General features: G+C 69.0%; 15 protein-coding genes. 9 read left to right on the forward strand and 6 right to left on the reverse strand.

Annotation, left to right across the window (positions count from 1 at the left end; all coding sequences use genetic code 11):
• The first annotated feature begins 177 nt into the window (after window positions 1-177).
• The 3 genes from GobsT_RS10185 (at window position 178) to GobsT_RS10195 (ending at window position 4,607) form a co-directional block, all read left to right on the forward strand.
• Window positions 178-2,034 carry a 30S ribosomal protein S1 gene (locus GobsT_RS10185; protein ID WP_010049481.1) on the forward strand — a complete coding sequence of 619 codons (1,857 nt, stop codon included), beginning with the start codon at window positions 178-180 and terminating at the stop codon, window positions 2,032-2,034.
• A gap of 613 nt (window positions 2,035-2,647) precedes the next feature.
• Window positions 2,648-3,484, forward strand: a complete 837-nt coding sequence (locus GobsT_RS10190; RefSeq protein WP_010049480.1) for a sigma-70 family RNA polymerase sigma factor — start codon at window positions 2,648-2,650, stop codon at window positions 3,482-3,484.
• Between the two features lie 343 nt (window positions 3,485-3,827).
• Window positions 3,828-4,607 (forward strand): tetratricopeptide repeat protein, encoded by a 780-nt coding sequence (locus tag GobsT_RS10195; protein WP_010049479.1) that lies wholly within the window; start codon window positions 3,828-3,830, stop codon window positions 4,605-4,607.
• On the opposite strand, the gene GobsT_RS10200 is transcribed toward GobsT_RS10195, so the two are convergent.
• Window positions 4,593-5,525 carry a pseudouridine-5'-phosphate glycosidase gene (locus GobsT_RS10200; protein WP_174263815.1) on the reverse strand — a complete coding sequence of 311 codons (933 nt, stop codon included), beginning with the start codon at window positions 5,523-5,525 and terminating at the stop codon, window positions 4,593-4,595. The two genes, GobsT_RS10195 and GobsT_RS10200, sit on opposite strands and share 15 nt — an antisense overlap.
• 121 nt (window positions 5,526-5,646) lie before the next feature.
• Between GobsT_RS10200 and GobsT_RS10205 the strand changes: the two genes are divergently transcribed.
• Window positions 5,647-7,260 (forward strand): rhomboid family intramembrane serine protease, encoded by a 1,614-nt coding sequence (locus GobsT_RS10205; RefSeq protein ID WP_148087685.1) that lies wholly within the window; start codon window positions 5,647-5,649, stop codon window positions 7,258-7,260.
• Between the two features lie 22 nt (window positions 7,261-7,282).
• Here the strand turns inward: GobsT_RS10205 and GobsT_RS10210 are convergent, their stop codons facing one another.
• A complete protein-coding gene (locus GobsT_RS10210) occupies window positions 7,283-8,239 on the reverse strand; it encodes a pyridoxal-phosphate dependent enzyme (protein WP_010050147.1) in 957 nt (318 codons plus the stop codon).
• A gap of 67 nt (window positions 8,240-8,306) precedes the next feature.
• Here GobsT_RS10210 and GobsT_RS10215 point away from each other — a divergent pair, with 67 nt between their 5' ends.
• Together GobsT_RS10215 and GobsT_RS10220 are read left to right on the forward strand one after the other, a co-directional pair.
• Window positions 8,307-8,570 carry a ribbon-helix-helix domain-containing protein gene (locus tag GobsT_RS10215; RefSeq protein WP_010050145.1) on the forward strand — a complete coding sequence of 88 codons (264 nt, stop codon included), beginning with the start codon at window positions 8,307-8,309 and terminating at the stop codon, window positions 8,568-8,570.
• Complete coding sequence (locus tag GobsT_RS10220) at window positions 8,567-8,866, forward strand: type II toxin-antitoxin system RelE/ParE family toxin (RefSeq protein WP_033199995.1); 300 nt, start codon at window positions 8,567-8,569, stop codon at window positions 8,864-8,866. Before GobsT_RS10215 ends, GobsT_RS10220 begins: the two co-directional genes overlap by 4 nt.
• Here the strand turns inward: GobsT_RS10220 and GobsT_RS10225 are convergent.
• The 4 genes from GobsT_RS10225 to GobsT_RS10240 form a co-directional block, all read right to left on the reverse strand.
• Window positions 8,863-9,684, reverse strand: coding sequence for a ferritin-like domain-containing protein (locus GobsT_RS10225; RefSeq protein WP_197905110.1), 822 nt, complete (start codon window positions 9,682-9,684; stop codon window positions 8,863-8,865). The genes GobsT_RS10220 and GobsT_RS10225 overlap by 4 nt on opposite strands.
• Before the next feature lie 92 nt (window positions 9,685-9,776).
• A complete protein-coding gene (locus GobsT_RS10230; protein WP_010050139.1) occupies window positions 9,777-10,256 on the reverse strand; it encodes a hypothetical protein in 480 nt (159 codons plus the stop codon).
• Between the two features lie 215 nt (window positions 10,257-10,471).
• On the reverse strand, window positions 10,472-10,885 hold the full coding sequence (locus tag GobsT_RS10235) for a transcriptional regulator (protein WP_010046496.1): 414 nt from the start codon (window positions 10,883-10,885) through the stop codon (window positions 10,472-10,474).
• Window positions 10,878-11,471, reverse strand: coding sequence for a hypothetical protein (locus GobsT_RS10240; RefSeq protein ID WP_010046494.1), 594 nt, complete (start codon window positions 11,469-11,471; stop codon window positions 10,878-10,880). The genes GobsT_RS10235 and GobsT_RS10240 overlap by 8 nt, the downstream gene beginning before the upstream one ends.
• Window positions 11,472-12,222: 751 nt before the next feature.
• Here GobsT_RS10240 and GobsT_RS10245 point away from each other — a divergent pair.
• The 3 genes from GobsT_RS10245 to GobsT_RS10255 all read left to right on the forward strand — a co-directional run bounded on the left by GobsT_RS10245 (window position 12,223) and on the right by GobsT_RS10255 (window position 20,919).
• Entirely contained in the window at window positions 12,223-16,107 is a 3,885-nt protein-coding gene (locus tag GobsT_RS10245) for a sigma-70 family RNA polymerase sigma factor (protein WP_010046492.1), read from the forward strand.
• A 72-nt stretch (window positions 16,108-16,179) separates the two neighbouring features.
• Window positions 16,180-17,082 (forward strand): enoyl-ACP reductase FabI, encoded by a 903-nt coding sequence (locus GobsT_RS10250; protein WP_010046490.1) that lies wholly within the window; start codon window positions 16,180-16,182, stop codon window positions 17,080-17,082.
• A 174-nt stretch (window positions 17,083-17,256) separates the two neighbouring features.
• Window positions 17,257-20,919, forward strand: coding sequence for a PVC-type heme-binding CxxCH protein (locus tag GobsT_RS10255; RefSeq protein WP_010046488.1), 3,663 nt, complete (start codon window positions 17,257-17,259; stop codon window positions 20,917-20,919).
• Window positions 20,920-20,954: the final 35 nt, after the last annotated feature.

Here is a 20,954-nt window from a genome sequence, read left to right on the forward strand (position 1 = left end):
TGATCTTTCATCCTTTATCAAAGCCCCCTGTCGCGAATTCCGAACGGTCGATACAATTCCCAAACTTCATTTCCGTGTGACGCGCGCAGCGTTTCGCGCGCCGGGAATGGGGCAACCTTCAACCCTGTCCCTGCCGCTCCGTACCGGACCGCTCGGGCCGACCGCCTTCCCCAAACTATGGTCAACCGCAACCTTCTCCGCCAGTTCGAAGCCCACGACGAAGACATTGAGGGCCTGGACGACATCTTCACCCAGGAGATCGCGGCCTGGGTGGGCCGCGAGGACCAGGACTACGAAGCGAACAAGATCGTTTCCGGTAAGGTCCTCGAGATCCGCGGCGACGACGTCGTCATCGACATCGGCTACAAGTCCGAAGGCATCATCAAGCTGGACGAGTGGAAGGAGGACGGCGCCGACACCCCGCCGCCCAAGCCGGGCGACACGGTCGAGGTGCTGCTCGAAACCGCCGAGAGCGAAGACGGCACCATCCAGCTCTCCTACCGCAAGGCGAAGCGGCAGAAGGAGTGGAACGCGGTCCTCGCCAAGCACAAGGAAGGCGACGTGGTCGCCGGGAAGGTGCTCAAGAAGATCAAGGGCGGGCTGCTCGTCAACATCGGCGTCAACGTGTTCCTGCCGGCCTCGCAGGTGGACATCCGCCGCCCGCAGAGCATCGACGAGTACATCGAGCGCACCATCGAGTGCGTGATCCTGAAGATCGACGAGCAGCGGCGCAACATCGTGGTGAGCCGCCGCAAGCTCATCGAGGACCGCCGCAAGATCCAGAAGGACAAGCTCCTCGGCGAGCTCGAGGTCGGCCAGATCCGCACCGGCGTGGTCAAGAACATCGCCGAGTTCGGCGCGTTCGTGGACCTCGGCGGCATCGACGGGCTGTTGCACATCACCGACATGGGCTGGCACCGCGTGACCAACCCGCGCGACGTGGTGCAGATCGACCAGACGCTGGAGGTGTACATCCTCCACATCGACCGCGAGAAGGAAAAGATCGCGCTGTCGCTGAAGCACAAGACCCCGAGCCCGTGGCAGAACATCGAGGCCAAGTACCCGATCAACAGCCGCCACACCGGGGAAGTGGTCAACATCATGCCCTACGGGGCGTTCGTGAAGCTCGAGCCGGGCATCGAGGGGCTGGTCCACATCTCCGAGATGTCGTGGATCAAGCGCATCGCCGACCCCAAGGAGATCGTCCAAATCGGCGACAAGGTTGAGGTTCAGGTGCTGAACATCAACCACGACAAGAAGGAAATCTCGCTCGGCATGAAGCAGTGCCAGAGCAACCCGTGGGGTGAGGTGGCCAAGAAGTACCCGACCGGCACGGTCATCACTGGCGTGGTGCGGAACCTCACCAACTACGGCGCCTTCATCGAGATCGAGGAGGGCATCGACGGCCTGCTGCACGTCAGCGACATGAGCTACGTGCGCAAGGTGTCGAACCCGTCCGAGGTGGTCCAGAAGGGCCAGAAGCTCACCTGCGTGGTGCTGAGCGTCGACCAGGAGCGCAAGCGGGTCGCGCTGGGCCTCAAGCAGATGGGCAACGACCCGTGGGAGACCGACATCCCGGGCCGCTACATGCCGGGCCAGAAGGTCCGCGGCAAGGTCACGAAGCTGACCAACTTCGGCGTCTTCGTCCAACTGGAAGAGGGCCTGGAGGGGCTGCTCCACATCTCCGAACTGACCGACGCCAAGGTCGAGTCGCCGGAAGAGGTGGTGAAGGTCGGCGACGAGGTCGACGTGAAGGTGCTTCGCGTGGACGCGAAGGACCGCAAGATCGGCCTGAGCATGAAGAACGTGGACGACAACACCGTTCCGGACGACGTGCAGGACCTGCCGATCGAGGGGCCGGAGGCCGAGAAGGCCATGGAAGAGCGGGCGAAAGCCACCCGCGAGAAGGAAGCCAAGAAGGAAGGCGCCAGCGGCAGCATCGGCGGCAAGGACAAGGACCAGCCGCGCGAAGGGCTGCGCGGCGGCATGGGCTCGGCCGGACCGCTGTTCCAGTTGCCCGGTGACAAGAACTGAGTGCCCCGGACCGCGGACGACTGACCGCGGTCCAGAAATACAGAATCCGCTCACCCCGGCCCCGGCGAATACCCGGGGCCGGGGTGTTTTTATCCCGGTTGCAAACCTGCGACCGGCGGCCGAACGTGACAAAAACGGAAGCGGTTCGGGCGATTTTTTCGGGCTTTAAGGGTTTTTAAATTGTCGGTCCGTGAGTAGGTTGTGCTAGCTCCCAAGTAATTGCTTGCCGCGGGCGGAACGGAGCGTGCCGTTCCGTCGGCGCGAGTTGTACGTTCGGTGCGGCCGCAATTCCCTCCCGTCTCGGGTTTTGCTCGCCCCGAACTCCGATAGTGTGGGCTCCGCCGGGTGTGCCGGCTGTAACGATTCGTTCCGGCGATCGGGTTGTGTTTTTGGTTCGCTCGACGACGCCCGAAATCCCCCTTACTTGGGCGTTCCACCCGCGCGCCGATCCAGGTTATCGTTTCAGCGGTCGATACGTCCCTGCGGGTTCGTCCGTGGGCGAGTAACGGCGCACGCGGCGATTCCCGACCCGGCCCGCTACCGGCAGGTGGCTGCGGACTCGCTCGACGACCGCGACCGAATCGGACCTTTTGTAGACAGGATGCTCGTTACCATGTCGCGACTCCGCCGCTATCGCCCGGACGTAGTCCAGTCCCCGCTGGAAACGTACCTGCGCGAGATCAACGAAACGGCCCTGCTCACCGCCGATCAGGAGAAGTCGCTGGCCCGCGCCATCGCCCAGGGGGACACCGAAGCCCGCGACCAGATGGTGCGCGCCAACCTGCGCCTGGTGGTGAACATCGCCCGCGGCTACACCGGCAAAGGGCTCGCCCTCCAGGACCTCATCGAGGAGGGGAACCTCGGCCTGCTGCGGGCGGTCGAGGGGTTCGACCCGACGATGAACACGCGGTTCAGCACCTACGCCAGCTACTGGATCAAGCAGAGCATCAAGCGGGCGCTGGTGAACACCGCGAAGACGATCCGCATCCCCGCCTACATGGTCGAGCTGCTCGCCAAGTGGCGCCGGGCCACCAACAAGCTCAGCGACGAGCTGGGCCGCCCGCCCACCCACGAGGAGGTGGGCAAGCTGCTCGGGCTGCCCAAGAAGAAGCTCGCGATCATCAAGAAGGCCATCCGGGTGTACAACGCCGCCCCGCAGGCGGACCAGGGCGATCAGGGGTGGAGTATCGAAGAGATGCTCATGGACAACCGCGCCAAGACGCCCGACACCGAGATGGTCGAGACCGACGACCTCAAGCAGGTGCTGATCCTGCTGGAGAAGATGGACCAGCGCGAGGCGACCGTGCTGCGGATGCGGTTCGGGCTCAACGACGAGGAGCCCAAGACCCTCAAGGAGATCGGCGAGTGCCTGGGCCTCACCCGCGAGCGGGTGCGCCAGATCGAGGGCGAGGCGCTGGCCAAGCTCGGCGAGGACCTGAGCGGCGAGTGACCCGGCGCGCCAGACGTTGAGACTGGTTCCCTCTGAGTGACTCGCGCGCCGGAGCGCGGGCCTCTGGCCCGCTCGACGTTGGCGGTTCGGTTCGGCTCTGCGGGGACCCGGGGCTCACACTTCTCGCCCATACCAGCGGGCCAGAGGCCCGCGCTCCGGCGCCGGCACGACTCTACCCGATTGGGTATCACTTCCTCGCCACGTGCGGCGGTTCGGCTCGGTACGAGCGGAACGACACGCAGAAATTACCCATCTTCGCTCGCGACTTCGCCGCGTTCTCCAGATCGCCTCGGTTCACACAAACCGCGCAGTCGATTCCTCCGGTGCCGACCGGAGGGCTGCAATGCGGGTGGCACTACTGTTCGTTCTGCTCGGGGTGGTTGTCGGGTGTGAATCGCTGCACGCCCCTGCGCCCCCGTCCCCGCCCAAGCAGCCGCCTCCGGTCACGGCCCCGGTGCGCGTCGTCGGCCGGCCCCCGGAGGCGCCGAAAACGGCGGTCGAGGTGCTTCGCGCGTCCGCGACATCCGCGGCCCCACAAGACCCGCCAGAAGAGGACCAGCTCGCCCTGGTCGCGCAGTGCCTGGAGCGGTCCGACCACCTCGGGGCCGCGGGGCACCTCGAGACCTACGTGAACGGGCACGCGGACCAGCACCTGTTCCGGCTCCAGCTCGCGGAGTTGTACTTGCAGGCCGATCGTGTTACAGACGCGCGCGGCCACTACGAGCGGTTCGCCGCCGCCGCACAGGCCGGGCCGCCGGCGCTGTACCCGCACCTGGTCACCGCGCACATCAAGTTGCGCGAGATCGCGATGCGCAGCGGGGACCGGTTCGCCGAACCGTTTCACCGCGGGGTGGGGCTGCTGCTGCTCGTGCGCGAGCAGGACGGGGCGAAGGCGCGCGACGCGGCGTTCTGCGAGGAGCTGCTGTGCAAGGCGCTCGCCGCGCTGACCGAGGCGAAGGCCCGCAAGCCCGGCGACGCCCGGGTGCTCGTGTACCTGGCCGAGGTCCACGAGCGCGCCGGCAACCGGAGCGCCGCCGGCGCCGAGCGCGCCGCCGCCCGGTCCGACGTGATCGGGGGCGAGCTGACGGGGGCCGAGCGCCGGCCGCTGTTACTGCGCGACTGACAGCGCCGCGGCCACTTCGCCCGCCAGCCGGGCGTTGGCCACGATCAGCGCCCGGTTCGCGGCCAGGGTGCGCCCGCCGCTCAGGGCCGCGAGGCGCGACAGCAGGAACGGCGTCACCTTCGCGCCGGTCACGCCCGCGGCCCCCGCCTCGCGGCTCGCCTCGGCGAGCCACCGGTCGAACTCCCCGGCGGGCACCGCGACCTCCGCGGGGCACGGCTGCGCGAGAACGACCCCCGCACCGCCCATGCGCACGTGCGCCGTGAACAGGGCGGCGGCTTCGCCCGGCGCATCGACCCGGGCGGACACCGGCAGCGGCGGGGCGTGGTCGCCCACATAGAACGCCGGGAACGCGTCCGTGCGGTAACCGACCACCGGCACGCCGAGCGTCTCAAGGATCTCGATCGTGCGCGGCAGGTGGAGTATGCTCTTCGCCCCGCTGCACACCACCAGCACCGGCGTGCGCGCCAGTTCGGTGAGGTCCGCGGAGATGTCGAACGGCTCCGCCTCCCGGTGCGCGCCCCCGAGCCCGCCGGTGGCGAACACGCGGACGCCCGCGGCGTGCGCGAGCGCCATCGTGGCGGAAACCGTGGTCGCGGCGTGGCGCCCGAGCGCGACCGCGGCGCCGAGGTCGCGCCGGCTCGCCTTTTGCACGCCCGAGCGGGTCGCGAGTTCTTCGAGCTGGGCGCCCGAGAGGCCCACGGTGGGCGCCCCGCCGAGAACCGCGATCGTCGCCGGCGTCGCCCCCGCGGCGCGGCACGCGCCCTCGGCCGCGCGGGCCGTTTCGAGGTTGACCGGGCGGGGCAGCCCGTGAGCGATCAGCGTGGACTCGAGCGCGACCACCGGCCCGCCGGCCGCGACCGCCGCCCGGACCTCGTCGCTAACGGCTAACCATTCTGGAATCGTTTGCGTCTGGTGCAAAGGCGTTCACCGGGCGAATTTGAAAAGGTCCGCATCGACAGGCCGCGCGGAAGCACACATAATGCCAGCTATGGAACCGGGACACGAGACCCAAACGCCCGCGAGCGTCGACGAAACCCCCATGCCGATTCAGGTCGGGCTGGTGGTGCCGCCCGCCGCCGCGCCCGCGCCGGTTCCCGCGGCGCCGACCGCGGCCCTCGTTCTCCGCCAGATCGCGGCCGCCGCCGGGCCGTGGTTCCCGGCCCAGTTCGCGGCCGAAAGCGGCGTCCCGCGCGACAGCCTCGATGAGCCCCTGTCCGAGCTGCGGCTCGCGGGGCTGGTTCTGGCAACGGATTGGGTCCGCGGGGTGGGCCAGGGGTTCGCGCTGACGCCCGCCGGGAAGATCACCGCCGCGGACGCCGGGGCGCTGGAGCGCCTGAGCCAGGGGGTGCCGGCCGCGGCCGTCGCGGCGCAGGTCGCCCCGGCGGAGGACGAGGGGGCCGCGGAGGCGGCCGCGGCCGTCGCCCCGGCCGCCGGGGCCGAGGACGGCGTCTCGCGCCCGCCGGTCGTGGTGCCCGCCCTGCTGATGGCGAACGCGGTGTGGTTCTTCATCTGCGCGGTGTGGGGCATCCGCTGGGGGCTGACGCTCTCGCGCAGCTTGAGCGAGGGGCACCCGGAGGTGCTGCACCGGTTCGGCGCGGTCAACGGGCTGGACCTGCTCGCGGGCGAGTGGTGGCGGCTGTTCACGTGCTGCTTCGTCCACGTCGGCGCCCTGCACCTGTTGGGGAACCTGTTCGCGCTCGCGATGATGGGGCCGCTGGCGGAGCTGCTCTGGGGCCGCTGGCGGCTGCTGCTCATCTACACGATCTCGGGCCTCGCCGGCAGCGCGCTGGCGATGGCGCTCGAGCCCAACGCGCTGCTCGCGGGCGCGTCCGGGGCCATCTGGGGCGTGCAGATGTCGCTGTTCGTGTGGCTGTACGCGTTCCGCGACCGGCTCCCCACGGACGTCGCGGCCGACTGGTTCCGGCGGCTGATGGTGGTGTTCCTGCTGAACGGGGCGGTGAGCTTCCTGCCGAACGTGAGCTGGGAGGGGCACCTCGGCGGCGGGCTGGCCGGGCTGCTGACCGCCGGGCTGCTGAACGCGGCGCGGCTCGGGGACCGCCCGCGCCGGCTGGGGGCGTGGCTGCTGCTGACGATGCTGCCGGCGCTGTGCGTGGCCGGCGTGGCCGGCGCGATGGGGGCGGAGGGGCTCCCGGGCTGGCGGAAGCTCCGGCAGCAGCTCGCGGCCGAGCGCAGTGTGGCGGAGGGCGGGGAGCGGCTGACCGCCGCGCACGAGACCTACGTCCGCCAGATCGGGCCGCGGCTGGTGCGCCTGATGCCGGCCGGCCCGAACAGCATCACGAGGGTCGGCGGCACGTTCCTGAACCTGCTGCCCGAGGAGCGCGAGCTGCTGGCCCTGCGCCGCTCCCCGGACGCGACGCCGCAGCAGCGAGCGGCGGCCCGCGCGAAGGTGTTGGCGCTCAAGGCCGTCGCCGAGGAGCTGGCCGCGGCGACGCCGCGCGAGCCGGTCGGCGCGCCGCCGCTGGACGAGCAGTTCGCGCGAATGGGCCGGTTCGCCACCGCGCAGGCGGCGGCGCTCGAGTGGCTGCTCGTGCTCGACGGAAGCGGGAGCGGCCCGGCCCGGTCACTCGTGTGGGCCGCCTGGGCGAAGACGCGGCTGGAATCGCACCAACTGTGGCTCGAACTGACCAAGTGACCGCGCCGACCCGGAACCGGAATCACCACCACAGCTTGTCGAGGTTCACGTTCCCGCCGCTGAACACCACGCCGACCTTCGCCAGCCCCGGAAGTGACTTGAACGCTTCGCTCAGCGCCACCGCGGCGCCGACCGCCCCGCTCGGTTCCACGATCAGCTTCATGCGCTCCCACACCAGCCGCATCGCGGCGCGGATCTCGTCGTCCGACACGGTGAAGACGCGCTCCACGAGGTCGCGGATCACCGGCCACGTCAACTGACCGGTGCTCGTGAGCAGCCCGTCGGCGATGGTGTTCGGGCCGGTTTGCGGGAGCCACTCTCCGGCCGCCTTCGAGCGCGCGGCGTCGTCGGCGCCAAGCGGCTCGGCCCCGAACACGCGGGTCCCGGGCTTCACACCGGTCGCGGCGATCGCGCACCCCGAGACCAGCCCGCCGCCGCCCAGGCACACGACCAGCGCGTCCAGGTCGGGTACGCCTTCGAGCAGTTCGAGTGCGACCGTGCCCTGACCGGCGATCACGTCGGGGTGGTCGAACGGCGGGATCAGGGCGGCCCCGGTCCGCGCGACCAGTTCGTTCGCCGCGCGCTCGCGGTCGGCGAGGTTCGGCTCGCAGAGCGTCACCTGCCCGCCGTAGCCCTCCACCGCCGCCCGCTTCACCGCCGGGGCGGTCTTCGGCATGACGATGTACGCCGGCACGCCGCGCTCGCGGGCCGCCAGGGCGAGCGCCTGCGCGTGGTTGCCGCTGGAGTGCGTGACCACGCCCTTCGCGGCGTCTGTGTCGGACAGCTTGCGCACCGCGTTGGCCGCGCCGCGGTACTTGAACGCCCCGACCTTCTGGAGGTTCTCGCACTTGAAGAACAGCCGCCGGCCCGCGAGGCGGTCGAGGGTCGCACTCGTCATCACCGGGGTGCGGTGGGCGGCCCCCTTGAGGCGCTCGGCGGCGGCGCGAACGGCGGCCAGATCGCAGGCGTAAGTCGGCATGGCCGGAACTCGGTTTGACCAGGAAACAGCGGCAGGGATAATACACGGACCGAAGAGGAGAACGGCCATGACCGTGACGTTGACTCCGGAGCTGGAGCGGATCGTGAACGCACAACTGGCGACCGGCCAGTTCGCAACCCAGGAAGAGGTGATTGCCGCCGGCCTGCGCATGCTCCAGCGGTCCGAGGCTGGCAAAGAGGCCGACCTGCGTGCGCTGCTGGACGAGGCGGATGAGGACGTGGTCGCCGGCCGCGTCGGGCCGTTCGATCCGGTCGCGACGGCCGCGCGAGTCAAGGCCGCGCTGGCCGCCCGCGCGGAGAGCCGCTCGTGAGACGTGTCACCCGAACGGCCGTCGCAGAGCGAGATCTTGAACAGATCATGGAGTGGCTCTATGAGCACCGCCCGGCCGTTGTCGAGCGGTTCCCGGCCGCGCTCGCGGCCCGGTGCCACTTGCTCGCCTCGCAACCGACGACGGGCCGGGCACGCGACGAGTTGTACCCGGGAATGCGCAGCGTGGTGATCGAATACTACACTGTGTTCTTCACCGTCACCGACGAGGAAGTCCTCGTGCGCCGTATCATCCACACCGCCCGAGACGTGCAGGCGGCTGCGTTCGACGAGGGCTAGTTCGCTCGCCCGGTCGGCCACGTGTACCCGCGCGGGTCCATCGCCCGCCACGCCTTCCCCATCTGCGCCCACGCGCCGCCCCAGAAGCGCCGGAACGTCAACCCGCCGGCCCGCAGCGCCCGCCGGTGCCCCGCCCAGATCGCCACCGTCACCCCGGCGAACAGCACCCGCTGAACCCCCATCGTGAGCGCGCGGAGCGCGCGCCCGCGGTTGCGGTGAATGATCGCGAGCCGCTCGCACTGGAACCGCAGGTGCGGCACCTCGTCCCGCAAGATCTGGTGACAGATGCGGCGCAGCACCGCGGAGCCCGTCGCGCGCCGCACCGCCGCGTAGTAGAGCATCGCGTGGACCTCCACCATGACGACCACCGTCGTCCACACCTCCATTCGCAACCGCAGGTGGCGGAACAGCCGGAAGATCGAGTCGCCCCAGTCGCGGCCCTTCCGCGGCACGCCGGCGAGGTCGAGGAACCGGCCGAGCATTTCCCCGTGGCGCTGCTCCTCCGCGATGAACCGCTTGATCGCTTCGACGTAAGCGGGGTCGTAGGTCTGCGCGGCGTGCCGCTCGGCCGCCCGCGTCAGCCGCGTCCCGTCGGACGTTTCGCCGAGCTGCCACGCCCGCAGCGATTCGATGATCTCGGCCAGCTCCTCGCGCGTTGCACCGGCGCCCGCGCCCCAGGGAATCGGCATGAGGTTGGTCGCGTTATGCTCGAAGTACGCGACCCACTCCTCGGACGTCCACACGACCGGTTTCACGGGCACGGCGGTCGCGGCGTCTTCGGTACTCAGGCCCAGAGCTTCCAGCATTGCACTTCGCATGTGTTACTCCAGTAGCGGTGCAGAATACTTTGTGATGCAAAGTTAAAGGCCAAAAAAGAAGCGGGCGAAAGCCCGCGCTGGACCAAATAGCGCTACGACGGGTGGCGGTGCGGGTGCCCTGCGAACACCGCAACGAGCATCCGGAAGAAGAGGCCGCCCGCGAGCGCGGTCGCGAGGAGCAACCCGCCGGTCACGACGGTAACAAGGAAGCCCATCCATTCAGTCATTTCTGGCGGCGGGGCCACGCGCTGCGCGCACAGTTCAAGGGCCGCCCCACCCGCCATGAATTGTGCGATAGGTAAGATTTGCGATAAAGAGAACACTCCGGCGCCGTACAGCAGCGGCCGCCGTACCCACGGCACCCGCGCGACTGTTACGGCGCCCGCCAGCCACAGGGCCGCGATGCCCGCGAGCATTCCGAAGAAGCCGCCCTTGGCGGTGACGGCGAGGCCGAAGGCGAACGGGACCGGCAGGTTCGCCAGCACCACCAGCGCCCACCCCCACTGCCACTCGGACCCCGCCGACCGGGGCGAGGTGGGAGCGGGTTCGATGTGTTCGGTTCCGGTACTCATGGCCGCTCCTTCGCGTTGTGTTCCGGCCAATTCGGTGCGTCGGTGGTGTTCCCCTGGGACCGCGGACGTCCCGTCCGCTGCTTCAGAGGTCAAGGGCGCTTGGCGGGTGATCGCGACGCGACACTCGGCGCGTGCCGGCGGACGGGACGTCCGCGGTCCCAGGGAAACACCACCCGACTGCGCTATGCGACTTGAAACTGCTGAAGCTCTTCGTGTTACGCCCCGGCCAGCCCGGGGCGGGCGGTCCCGCCCGCGGTGTCGGTGGCGTCGGCCTCCTGGGCAGCGTCGCGCAGCACCCGTTCGAGCTGGGCCAGGTACTCGCGGAACCGCTTCCGCCCGCTCGTCGTAATCACCACCGTGGTGAGCGGGCGGCGGTCCTGAAACGTCTTGGTGATCTTCACCAGCGGGTGCTTGGCGTCGTCCTCACGGGCCAGCATTTCGAGGTGCTTGCTCAGGTTCCCGTCGGTCAGGCTGCACAGCCGCGCGAGGTCCGAGAACGACAGCCCGTCCGGGTGCGTCGCGAGGGCCGTGAGGATGCCGATGCGGGCCTTCGAGTGCAGCACCGGGTCGAGGCCGTCGTAGGCGAACCGGCCCGCGTCGCCGTCGGGCTCTTTGTCGGCGTCACTCATCTCGGTATTCCTTCGTGGAGTGCAGCGCGAGCGCCGTTAACAGGTGGCCGATGCCGAAGACGCCGCCGACGCACCACCCGGGCGGCTCCGGCGGCTGCCACGCGAGCAGCATTGCGCCGGCGAACACATAACCCGTCCCGAGCAGCGTGATCGCGCGCGGCATGTGCGGGCGCACGGCGATGAACCCCAGTCCGAACAGCACCGCCCACAGCCCGGGGAGCAGCGGCACGAAGCCGTCCGTGCGGGCGAGCGCGACCGTGACCAGCGCGCCGGCGAGCAGGCACGGCAGGAACTGACCCATCACGCGCCGGGTGCGGCGCCGCTCGAAGTCGTCTTCGCGGAACAGGTACGACCGCACCGCCGCCGAGAACCCGACGCACCCGCCGAGCATGGCGACCGCCGACCAGTACCCCGCGAACGCGGCCGGCACCCCCGCGGGGAGCACCCACCGCTGCGCCGCGGCGGCGAACAGCCCCACGGCGCCGATCACCGCCACCGCGGGCACGCGGAACCCGCGGTACACCTCGCCCTTGGTGAGCTGGTCGTGGATGCGGTCGAGCTGGGCTAGCGCGTCGCGGACTTCCATTCGCTCGTCACCCGTCAGAGGGAAGTTGGCGGCAGTATACTTTGCACCGCAAAGTAAAGTCAAGGGTGAAGGTGGAACAACTCGTCCGGAGGCAGAGCCGTTCCGCATCTCACCTACGCCGCGGACGAGCGCGGTGTCATCGGATTGGTATGGGATCGCGCCAGACGCACCGCCGTAGGAGCCAACCCGCGCGACGTGCGCGGCCCACGTCCGCTCGGGTGATTCGAGCGAGATTGGGCCGCGAGGCTGTCACGGAGATTACAGCATGGCGCGCGGGACCGACGGGGGCTCGACGGGACATTCGCGGGCGGTTCGCTGCCGATTCGCTACCCGGTCGCTGGTGCGTTGCTACCACCGAATCGTGCCCGCAAAACACAAATAACGCACCCGTTCGCCCGGAGGGTGCTTCCGGAATCATTGCGGGATACGTGCCGCAAAGTGTGATTGTGAAATCGATTGCGGCGGTTATGGCCCGACGTGTCGTTTCACCACTGTGGACGGGAATCGGTGTCACGGGCTCTGTTCGAGGTCGCGCGAGTTTCCGGAACTGCCGCGCGAGACGAAATAGGGTGCGGAAGTGCCGGTGCTGCTGGCAGTATGACGCGAGGTCACCGTGAATACGCCGCGTCGCTACGCTTCGACCACGGGGCACGGGAAGGGGAGGGCGGACATGATCGCGCATTTCCTGCATCAGTTTGCCGGCCGCCGGGCAAACAATGACGGAACCGGTCGTTCGCCGAAGGGAGCTGCGATGTCCGCAACCGCCGTCCGCAGAGTCGTCTCACGGCTTCAGCCCGGGGGCGCACTCACCGACGCCGAACTCGTCCTCGCGATCGGGGCGCCGGGCACGAGCCGCGAAGCCGCGTTCGCGGAACTGGTGGGGCGCTATGGGCCGATGGTGCTGGGTGTGTGCCGCCGGGTACTCGGCGACGCGCACGCGGCCGAGGACGCGTTTCAGGCGGTGTTCCTGGTACTCGCCCGGAAGGCGGAACTGGTTCGGCCGCCCGGAGCGGTCGGGGGCTGGCTGTACGGCGTTGCGGTGCGCACGGCCCGGAAGGCGAAGGTCGCTGCCGCTCGGCGGCGGAGGTACGAGATGGCGGTCATCACTCCGGCGAACGTCGATGGCCGGTGCGTCGCCGGTGCCCTCGATCACACCGAGCTGCGAGCGGTGATCGACGAAGAACTGGCCGCGCTGCCCGAAACGCACCGGGCGGCGATCGTCCTGTGCGACCTCCAGGGCAAGACCCGCGCGGAAGCGGCGTGCGAGTTGGGCCGGGCCGAAGGGACCGTGGCGTCGTGGCTCGCGCGCGGCCGCAAGGCCCTGGCCGTGCGGCTCGCGCGGCGAGGCGTGGCGCTGCCCGCCGCGGGGCTTCTGGCGGTCGCGGTGCCTTTCGTTGTGTCGGCCGAACTGAGTTCCGTTGCGGTCGGCACTTTAGCCGGTCGCGGCGCGTCACCGTTCGTTCTCGCACTCGCGGAGAGCGTGATGAAAAGCTTCGCGTTCGCTCCGAAGAAGCTGTTCGCTGGTGCGTGTGCCGTCGGGGCGCTACTGGCGGCCGTTGCGACGGCCGCCGCGTGGCCGGGGCGCCCGCCCGTTCCGGACCTGCCCGCGACACCGCCCACTGCCGTTGCCGCGCCGGTGCCCAAGCCGGAGGCGGGCTCCAACGGCTTCCTCGACCACGACGGGCGCATTCATTCGGTGTCCTACGCCCCGGGTGGGAAGGCGTTCGTTTCGGTCGGTGGCGGGCGCGCGGTCGTGTGGGAGGCCGGAACGCAGAAGCGGCGGTTCAGTGTGCCGGCCGAGTTCGCGGCGTTTTCGGCCGATGGTAAGTCGCTGTTCGTACTGGCCGAGGACGAGTTTCGCACGCTCGATGCGGGCACCGGCAAGGTGCAGGCCACGAAGAAGCGTGACAAACCCGAGGCGATCTACCGGGGTACCACCGCAGCGTTCACCGCCGACGGATCGAAGTGGGTCGAGTTCGACGGCAACGTGCATCACCTCCGCGGCGATTTCAAGGGCGGGGCGCCGGCGCTCGCGGGGCAAAGGGTGTCCACCCGGGACGAGTACAAGCGGATCTTCGGGCGGGGCGGCGCGTTCAGTCCGGACGGAACGCGGTTCGCCGGCATCCACTGGAAGCACGCCCCTGAAGATGCGAACGGTGTCCTGAGCGTCTGGGACGCCGTGACCGGTGTGCGGACCGGGGCACTTGCGCTTCCGAACTCCGAGGCTCCGGCCTTTTCGTTCGCCTGGTCGCCTGACGGGACGGAATTGGCGGTCGGTCGGTACAGCGTGGAAGTGTACGACGCAAAGACTCTCAAACTGTCGCGCCGGTTCGACGCGGGCTGGGAAGAAATGACCGGGCGGTTCAGTGCGCTGGCGTGGTCGCCAGACGGCAAACGCCTGGCTGCCGGGCGCCGGGTCGAACGCAGCACCAGCCCGCCCGGTCGGACCGGCGGCGTCATCACGGGAGATACCGCGAACGTCCAACTGCTCGACGCGCGGACGGGGGCCGAGTTGCAGTGGTTCGATGGGTTCCCTGACAATTTGCCGGTGATGTCGCTCGCGTTTAGCCCCGACGGTAAACGGATCGTGTGCGGGGCCGGCAACTTCCCGGATGTGATCGGTTTCGACCCGCCGGCGGGGGCGAAGACGCTGCGCGTACTGAACGTCGAAGAGCCGAGCGTGCGGGGCATGCGCGGCGTCGCGTTCGGCCCGGACGGCTCGCGCTACATCGTCTTCCGCGACGGCATCATCGAGGTGTTCGACGCCGCGACCGGAAAACCTCTGTACACGGCCGGGGGCGAAGCGGGGTGCTTACTCGCGGACAACGGTCTCGTTGTGCTGGAACCCCGGCTGATCTCGCTGTACGACGCACGGGGCCACCGGACCGCCGGGCGGCGTCCCCCGAACACGAAGGCCAAGTGGGAGCATGCGGTGTTCAGCCCGGACGGTAAGCGGTACGCCCTTCATTTCGGCCAGAACGTGCGGGTGTACGACATCGCGACCGGCGCCGAAGCGTTCTGGCTGGAAGGGCAGCTCGAAGCGTCTGGCATGTCCTCCGGACACCAGATCGCGCCCACGGTCCAGTTCACCGACGACGGGAAAGGGCTCATCGTGTCGCGGGTGAAGCTCACCGCCGACGGGCCGCTCGGGGCGGGTGTGTGGTCGGCGACGGACGGCAAACGGCTCGACACGTTCGTGCCCAACGGGAAGGAACAGATGGAGTGGGCCGTTCCCGCACCGTCGGGCGGTACGGTCGCGATCTCGTTCGGAACGCGTGTCGAAATCTGGGCGACCGGAAACGGTGCGAAGAACCCGGTTCACCGCTTTGCATCGTCGTGGCGGGTGGACTCGCTCGCGTACTCGCCGGACGGAACGCGGATCGCGGTTGGCAGTCGGAAGGAAGTGGGTGGCGACGGCGGGAAGGCGAACCGCGTTCGGGAAACGGTGATTCAAGTGTTCAACGCGACCACCGGGAAAGAGCAGCACCGGTTCGCGGAGCGAGCCGTGGGGAGGGACTGCGCCGCGCTGCACCTGGCATTCGCCCCCAACGGCAACCAGCTCCTGGCCGGGTTCAGTGCGGCTGTGGGACCGGGCGGGGCGGTCAAGCTGTACGACGTGACGCCGCCTGCTCCCGCGGTAGCACAGGATTGGGCCGAAGTGGCCACTCTGACCGACCTCAAGGGGAATGTGAACGGGGTGGCAGTGTCGCCCGACGGTAAGCTGTTGGCCGCAACCGATCACATGGGGATGATTGCGGTTTGGGACGCCAAAACGCGCAAGGTGCTCGCCACGGTGAACCGGGCCACGAAGGGCGCGTACGGGGTGGCGTTTTCCCGGGACAACAAGCACCTTGCGGTCGGCAGCGACACGGGCGTTCTGGGCTACGAACTGCCGGGTACGAAGCTCGCGGCGTGGAGCGAGAACAACGTCAAATTCGGTCGGGTGAGCGAGGTGGCGTTTTCGCCGGACGGCACCCGCCTCGCTGCGACCGACGGGTATGTGACCCGGGTCCGCTCGCTCGCCGGCAAGGAACTGTGGTCGTTCCAGTCGCACCCGCGCCCGAAAGGTGAGTCGGTGGCGCGGCGTATCGCGCCCGCGTGGTCGCCGGATGGGAAGTGGCTCGCCGTTCCGTCCAAGGGCCAAGACTCGGGTGCGTGGGGCGTCAGCCTCAGCCCCAAAGGTGAGGGGGCACCCACGCGAGTGCTGACCGGTCCGAAGGCGCCCGTGACCTGCGTGGCGTGGGCGCCGGACGGCTCGTTCTTCGTGGCAGGCGATGAAGACGGAACCGTGATCGCGTGGGACGCAAAGACCGACAAGGAGATCTGGCGACGGACGTTCCACGGGCGCGACATGCCGGCCGGTCGGGTGCACGCACTGGCCGTGTCGCCCGCGGACGGCACCGTCGCGGCAGCCGTGGACATGCTCTCTGGCATGTGCCCCCAGCGCGTGGTTCTGCTCGCACCGCGGGACGGCGAAGCGGTGGCGTCGGGGCTGTGGCGGATGGCACCGGTGACTTCGGTTGCGTGGGCGCCGGACGGGCGGTCGTTCGTGGCCGGGTACGGCGTGTCCGAGTTCGAGCGGCTCCCGGCGGGCGGCGGTGCGGGCGCGGTGGTGGTGTGGGGGCGCAAGCCGTGAGCGCAGGGGATCAATAAAACGGCACGCGGACACGAGCGTTCGCGTGCCGTCCAGCTTCCGAGGTCAACGTTAATGATCCCCATCGATTTCACGGGTAAAGTCGCGCTGGTTACCGGCGTGGGTGACAACAAGAGCTTCGCGTGGTACATCGGCAAGGCGCTCCAGGCGGCCGGGGCGAAGGTGGTGCTGGCGGTCCACCCGCGGGTGCTGGACATCGTGCAGAACCTGCTGCGCACCACCAGCGACCCCGACGACGTGGCGGCCCGGAAGCTGCCGGACGGCTCGGACTTCGCGCCGGTGAAGCTGGTCCGCTGCGACGCCAGCTACGACACGATGGCCGACGTGAAGCTGGAGGAGATGCCGGACGCGCAGCGGCGGCACTACTCGAAGTACACCGAGGACTACAGCATCACCGGCGCGGTGAACGCGGTGGCCCAGGAGTTCGGCGGTATCGACATCCTGATCCACTCGGTGGCGTTCAGCCGGGAGATCACGAAGTCGCTGCTCGAGACGAGCCGCAAGGCGTACCACGAGGCGATGGGGATCAGCGCGTACTCGCTGGTGAGCATGGTCCGCGCGGCGGCGCCGCACATGGCGAACCGGCCGGGCGGTGCGAGCGTGGTGGGCCTCACCTACGTGGCGGGCGAGAAGGTGGTGCCGCACTACGGCGGCGGGATGGGGACGTGCAAGGCGGCGCTCCAGATGGACGCCAAGCAGCTCGCGTGGTTCGTTGGGGACAAGAACGTCCGGGTGAACCTGATCTCGGCCGGCCCCTACGGGAGCCGGGCGGCGCGGGCGATCAACAAGGACTTCGACAAGCTGATCCAGCACGCCGCGGACCACTCGCCGCTGCGCCGCGCGATCGAGCCGGAGGAGGTGGCGAACACGACGCTGTACCTGTGCAGCCCGCTGGCCAGCGCGGTGACGGGGCAGATCATGTACGTGGACTGCGGGTACAACGTGATGGGCACGTGATCGTAATGCCGAACCCGATCGTCGCACGTTCCATGACCGGAACCCGCGCGATCGAGTCAGGAACGGTCGGACGCCGCCCCGCCGCGGGGCGCGTCACATGCCGCCGTTAGGCGCTTGCAATGCGCCGCTCCGTGCCTCATTCTGCACCTCTGGCACCCGCACGGAGCCCACCCCATGCTGCGCTCGCTGCTTTCGTTTTGCGCGCTGCTCGCCGGCGCGTCGCTCGCCCGGGCCGACGGCCTCACGCCCGAAGAGGCGGCGAAGCGGTTCAAGCTGCCCGCGGGGTTCTCGGCCCGGCTCGTCGCGTCCGAGCCCACGGTCCGACAGCCTACGAGCATCAGCTTCGACGCGCGCGGCCGCATGTGGGTGCTCCAGTACCTCCAGTACCCGAACTACGCAGGACTGAAGGCCGTCAAGCAGGACCAATACCTGCGCACCGTCTGGGACAAGGTGCCCGAGCCGCCGCCCAGGGGGCCGAAGGGGCTCGACAAGATCACCATCCTCTCGGACCCGGACGCGAGCGGCGTGTTCACGAGGTCCAAGGACTTCGTGACCGGGCTCAACATCGCCAGCGGGTTCTGCATCGGCAACGGCGGGGTGTACGTGGCGCAGCCGCCGTACCTGCTGTTCTACCCCGACAAGAACGAGGACGACGTTCCCGACGGCGACCCGGAGGTGCTGCTCTCGGGGTTCGGGATGGACGACACGCACTCGCTCGCGAACTCGCTCCAGTGGGGGCCGGACGGCTGGCTCTACGGCGCCGCCGGCAGCACCAGCACCTGCAAGATCGCGAACCCGGCGAACCCCAAAGAGGTGGTCGAGTTTCAGCAAGGCGTCTGGCGCTACCACCCGAAGACAAAGCGGTTCGAGCTGTTCAGTGAAGGCGGCGGGAACACCTACGGCCTCGACTTCGACAAGAACGGGCAGGCGATCGCCGGAACCAACTGGGGCGGGTTCGCGTGCCTGCACCAGATGCAGGGCGCCTACCACGTGAAGGGCTTCAGCAAGCACGGCCCGCTTCACAACCCGTACACCTACGGCTACTTCGAGCACGTCCCGTACACCGGCTTCAAGGGCGGTCACGTCACCTGCGGCGGGGTGCTGTACGAGGCCGACGTGTACCCCGAGCCGTACCGGGGGCAGTACATCGCGGCGAACATCCTGTCGAACGCGGTCTACTGGCACAAGCTCGAGCCGGGCAAGTCGTCGTTCCAGGCACGGCACGGCGGCGAACTGATGGAAACCGACGACACCCACTTTCGGCCCGTGGACCTGCTGCTCGGTCCGGACGGGTGCGTGTACGTCGTGGACTTCTACGACCGCCGCGCCGCGCACCTGGACCCGGTCGACAACTGGGACAAGGCCACCGGGCGCATCTACCGCATCGAGTACGGGGGTGCCACGAAACGCGAGCCGTTCGACCTGCGCAAGAAGACCGCCGCGGAGCTGGCCGAACTGCTGAAGCACCCGAACATGTGGTGGCGCAAGGAGGCCCGGCGCCTGCTGTCCGAGCGCCCCGACGCCGCGGCCGCGCACCCCAAACTGCGCAAGTGGCTGCTGACCGAGAAGGGACCGCTCGCGCTGGAGGCGCTGTGGGCGCTAGCCGCTTCGGGCGGGTGGGCGGAGGGCGACTTCGACAACGTCGGCGAGCACCCCAACGAGTACGTGCGCGCCTGGATGGTTCGCCTCATCGCGGACGAGGTGGGCGCGTCGGAGGCGACGCCGGCGGTGCTCGCGAACGTCGCGCGCACGGAGAAGAGCCACGCGGTGGTGGCGCAGATCGCGTGCAGCGCCCGCCGGTTCGCCCCGCAGCAGGAGGCCGCCGTCATCGCGGCCGTGATGGACAACCCGATCCTCGGTGACGACCCGCAACTGCCGCTGCTCGTGTGGTGGGGGCTGGAGGACAGCAACCGGCGCGATACGACCGACACGGTGCGGTTCCCGTACCCGGTTGGGCTGAGCCCGCCACTTAGGGCTTTTTTCAACGAGCGGGTCGCGCGCCGCTTCATGTCCGGGAACATCACCCGCGGCACCGAGCGCATCGGCGCCTTGTTCAATCTTGTGACGGACTACGGCGACGACATCGAACCGGTACTCCGGGGCGTCGCGACGGCGCTCCAGGCCAAGCCGCTCGACGCGGTGCCGCCGGCGCTGCGTCAGCCGCTCGCCGAACTTCGCAAGCAGCGCCCGAAAGACTTGCTGGTGCTGGAGGTGCTGGCGCGGATGGGGGACGAGGCGGCCCGCACGGCCCTCCGGGGGCTCGTGACCGACGGGGCGGTAGGCGACGCCGGTCGGCTGAGGGCCGTGGCGCTACTGCGCGACGTGCGCGACCCGAAAGCCGAACCCCTGTTCCTCGATCAGTTCGCCGCCGCGAAGTCCGATGCGCTCCGGGTCGGGCTGCTCGGCGGGTTGGAGGCGTTCGACGGCCCCGCAGTCGGTGCGGCGGTGCTGGAGGGGTACGCCGGCTACTCGCCCGCGGTGAAGAAGCGGGCGGTTCAACTGCTCCTGACTCGGCCGAGTTGGGCGCTGGCGCTCTTCAAGCGACTTGACGCCAGCACGTTCCCCAAGGCCGACCTGCCGGTTGAGGGCGCGCGGGTCGCCGCCGCACTTGGCGATAAAGGCGTCACGATTCTGGTGGAGAAGCACTTCGGGAAACTGGCCCCGGCGACCGCGGGCGAGAAACAGGCTCGCATTGCTTGGCTCAGCACCGCGCTCGGGCGCACCAAGTCCGGCGATCCGGTGAGGGGGCAGGTGCTGTTCACGAAGCACTGTGCCGCGTGCCATCAGTTACATGGAGCGGGTGGCCAGGTAGGACCGGACCTCACCACCGCGGACCGCAAGAACCGCGGGTACATGCTGGCGCAGATCGTGGACCCGAGCGGCTACATCCGGCCCGAGTACGTCGTCCACACCGTACTGACGAACGACGACCGCAAGCTGTCGGGCATCGTGACGGAGCAGGGCGGGGCGATCGTGGTGACCAACTACGCCAACGAGCAGGTCACGAAGGTTACGATCGCGAAGGCGGACGTGGCGGACCTGAAGCCGTCGCCGGTGTCGATGATGCCCGAAAAGCTGCTCGACTCGCTTACGGAACCGGAGATCGCCGACCTGTTCGCGTACCTGTCAGCGGACGCGCCCAAGGTGGCCGTTCCTCGGAAGGACGGGCCGGCGGTGAAGAGGCTCCGGCTCGCTCTCGTGTCCGGGTCGTTCGAGTACAAATCGGACGAATCGCTCGGGGCGTTCCAGAAGCACCTGGAGGCGAACTACGCGGTCGAGTGCGTCCTCATTTCGGCCAAGGCCGAAAAGGACCGCGCGCTCGCCGGGCTGGAGCAGTTGGAGAAGTGCGACGCTGCGCTGTTCTTCACCCGGCGGCTCCAGATCGAGGGCGCGTCGTTGGATCATGTGAAGGCGTTCGTCAAATCCGGTAAACCGCTCGTGGGCGTCCGAACCGCCAGCCACGGGTTCCAGAAGTGGCTCGAAATGGACGCGGAGGTGTTCGGGGGCAACTACAAAGGGCACTTCGGGGCCGGCGTCGCGGACGTGAAGCCGGTGGAGAAGGCGAAGGAACACCCTATCTTGAAGGGGGTGAAGTCGTTTAAGACGAACGGGAGCCTGTACAAGAACCCCAACGTCGCGACCGATGTTAACGTTCTGCTCCAGGGGACTATGGGCAAGGAATCGGAACCCGTGGCGTGGACCCGTGAGAAGGACGGGCGCCGCGTGTTTTACACCTCCCTGGGCCACCCGGACGACTTCAAGGACGAGAACTTCGTCCGCCTGCTCGTTAACGGGCTAACTTGGGCGACGAAGGGCGAGTTGAAGCCGGCGAAGTGACCCGGTGGCGGGTTCGCCACACCATCTGGAGATTC

The sequence above is a fragment of the Gemmata obscuriglobus genome, assembly GCF_008065095.1.
Taxonomy (GTDB): Bacteria; Planctomycetota; Planctomycetia; order Gemmatales; family Gemmataceae; genus Gemmata; species Gemmata obscuriglobus.

Coding starts and splice junctions, on each gene's coding strand:
- GobsT_RS10185 (WP_010049481.1), top strand. CDS start 178: ATGGTCAACCGCAACCTTCTCCGCCAGTTCGAAGCCCACGACGAAGAC.
- GobsT_RS10190 (WP_010049480.1), top strand. CDS start 2,648: ATGTCGCGACTCCGCCGCTATCGCCCGGACGTAGTCCAGTCCCCGCTG.
- GobsT_RS10195 (WP_010049479.1), top strand. CDS start 3,828: ATGCGGGTGGCACTACTGTTCGTTCTGCTCGGGGTGGTTGTCGGGTGT.
- GobsT_RS10205 (WP_148087685.1), top strand. CDS start 5,647: ATGCCGATTCAGGTCGGGCTGGTGGTGCCGCCCGCCGCCGCGCCCGCG.
- GobsT_RS10210 (WP_010050147.1), bottom strand. CDS start 8,239: ATGCCGACTTACGCCTGCGATCTGGCCGCCGTTCGCGCCGCCGCCGAG.
- GobsT_RS10215 (WP_010050145.1), top strand. CDS start 8,307: ATGACCGTGACGTTGACTCCGGAGCTGGAGCGGATCGTGAACGCACAA.
- GobsT_RS10225 (WP_197905110.1), bottom strand. CDS start 9,684: ATGCGAAGTGCAATGCTGGAAGCTCTGGGCCTGAGTACCGAAGACGCC.
- GobsT_RS10230 (WP_010050139.1), bottom strand. CDS start 10,256: ATGAGTACCGGAACCGAACACATCGAACCCGCTCCCACCTCGCCCCGG.
- GobsT_RS10235 (WP_010046496.1), bottom strand. CDS start 10,885: ATGAGTGACGCCGACAAAGAGCCCGACGGCGACGCGGGCCGGTTCGCC.
- GobsT_RS10240 (WP_010046494.1), bottom strand. CDS start 11,471: ATGGAAGTCCGCGACGCGCTAGCCCAGCTCGACCGCATCCACGACCAG.
- GobsT_RS10245 (WP_010046492.1), top strand. CDS start 12,223: ATGTCCGCAACCGCCGTCCGCAGAGTCGTCTCACGGCTTCAGCCCGGG.
- GobsT_RS10250 (WP_010046490.1), top strand. CDS start 16,180: ATGATCCCCATCGATTTCACGGGTAAAGTCGCGCTGGTTACCGGCGTG.
- GobsT_RS10255 (WP_010046488.1), top strand. CDS start 17,257: ATGCTGCGCTCGCTGCTTTCGTTTTGCGCGCTGCTCGCCGGCGCGTCG.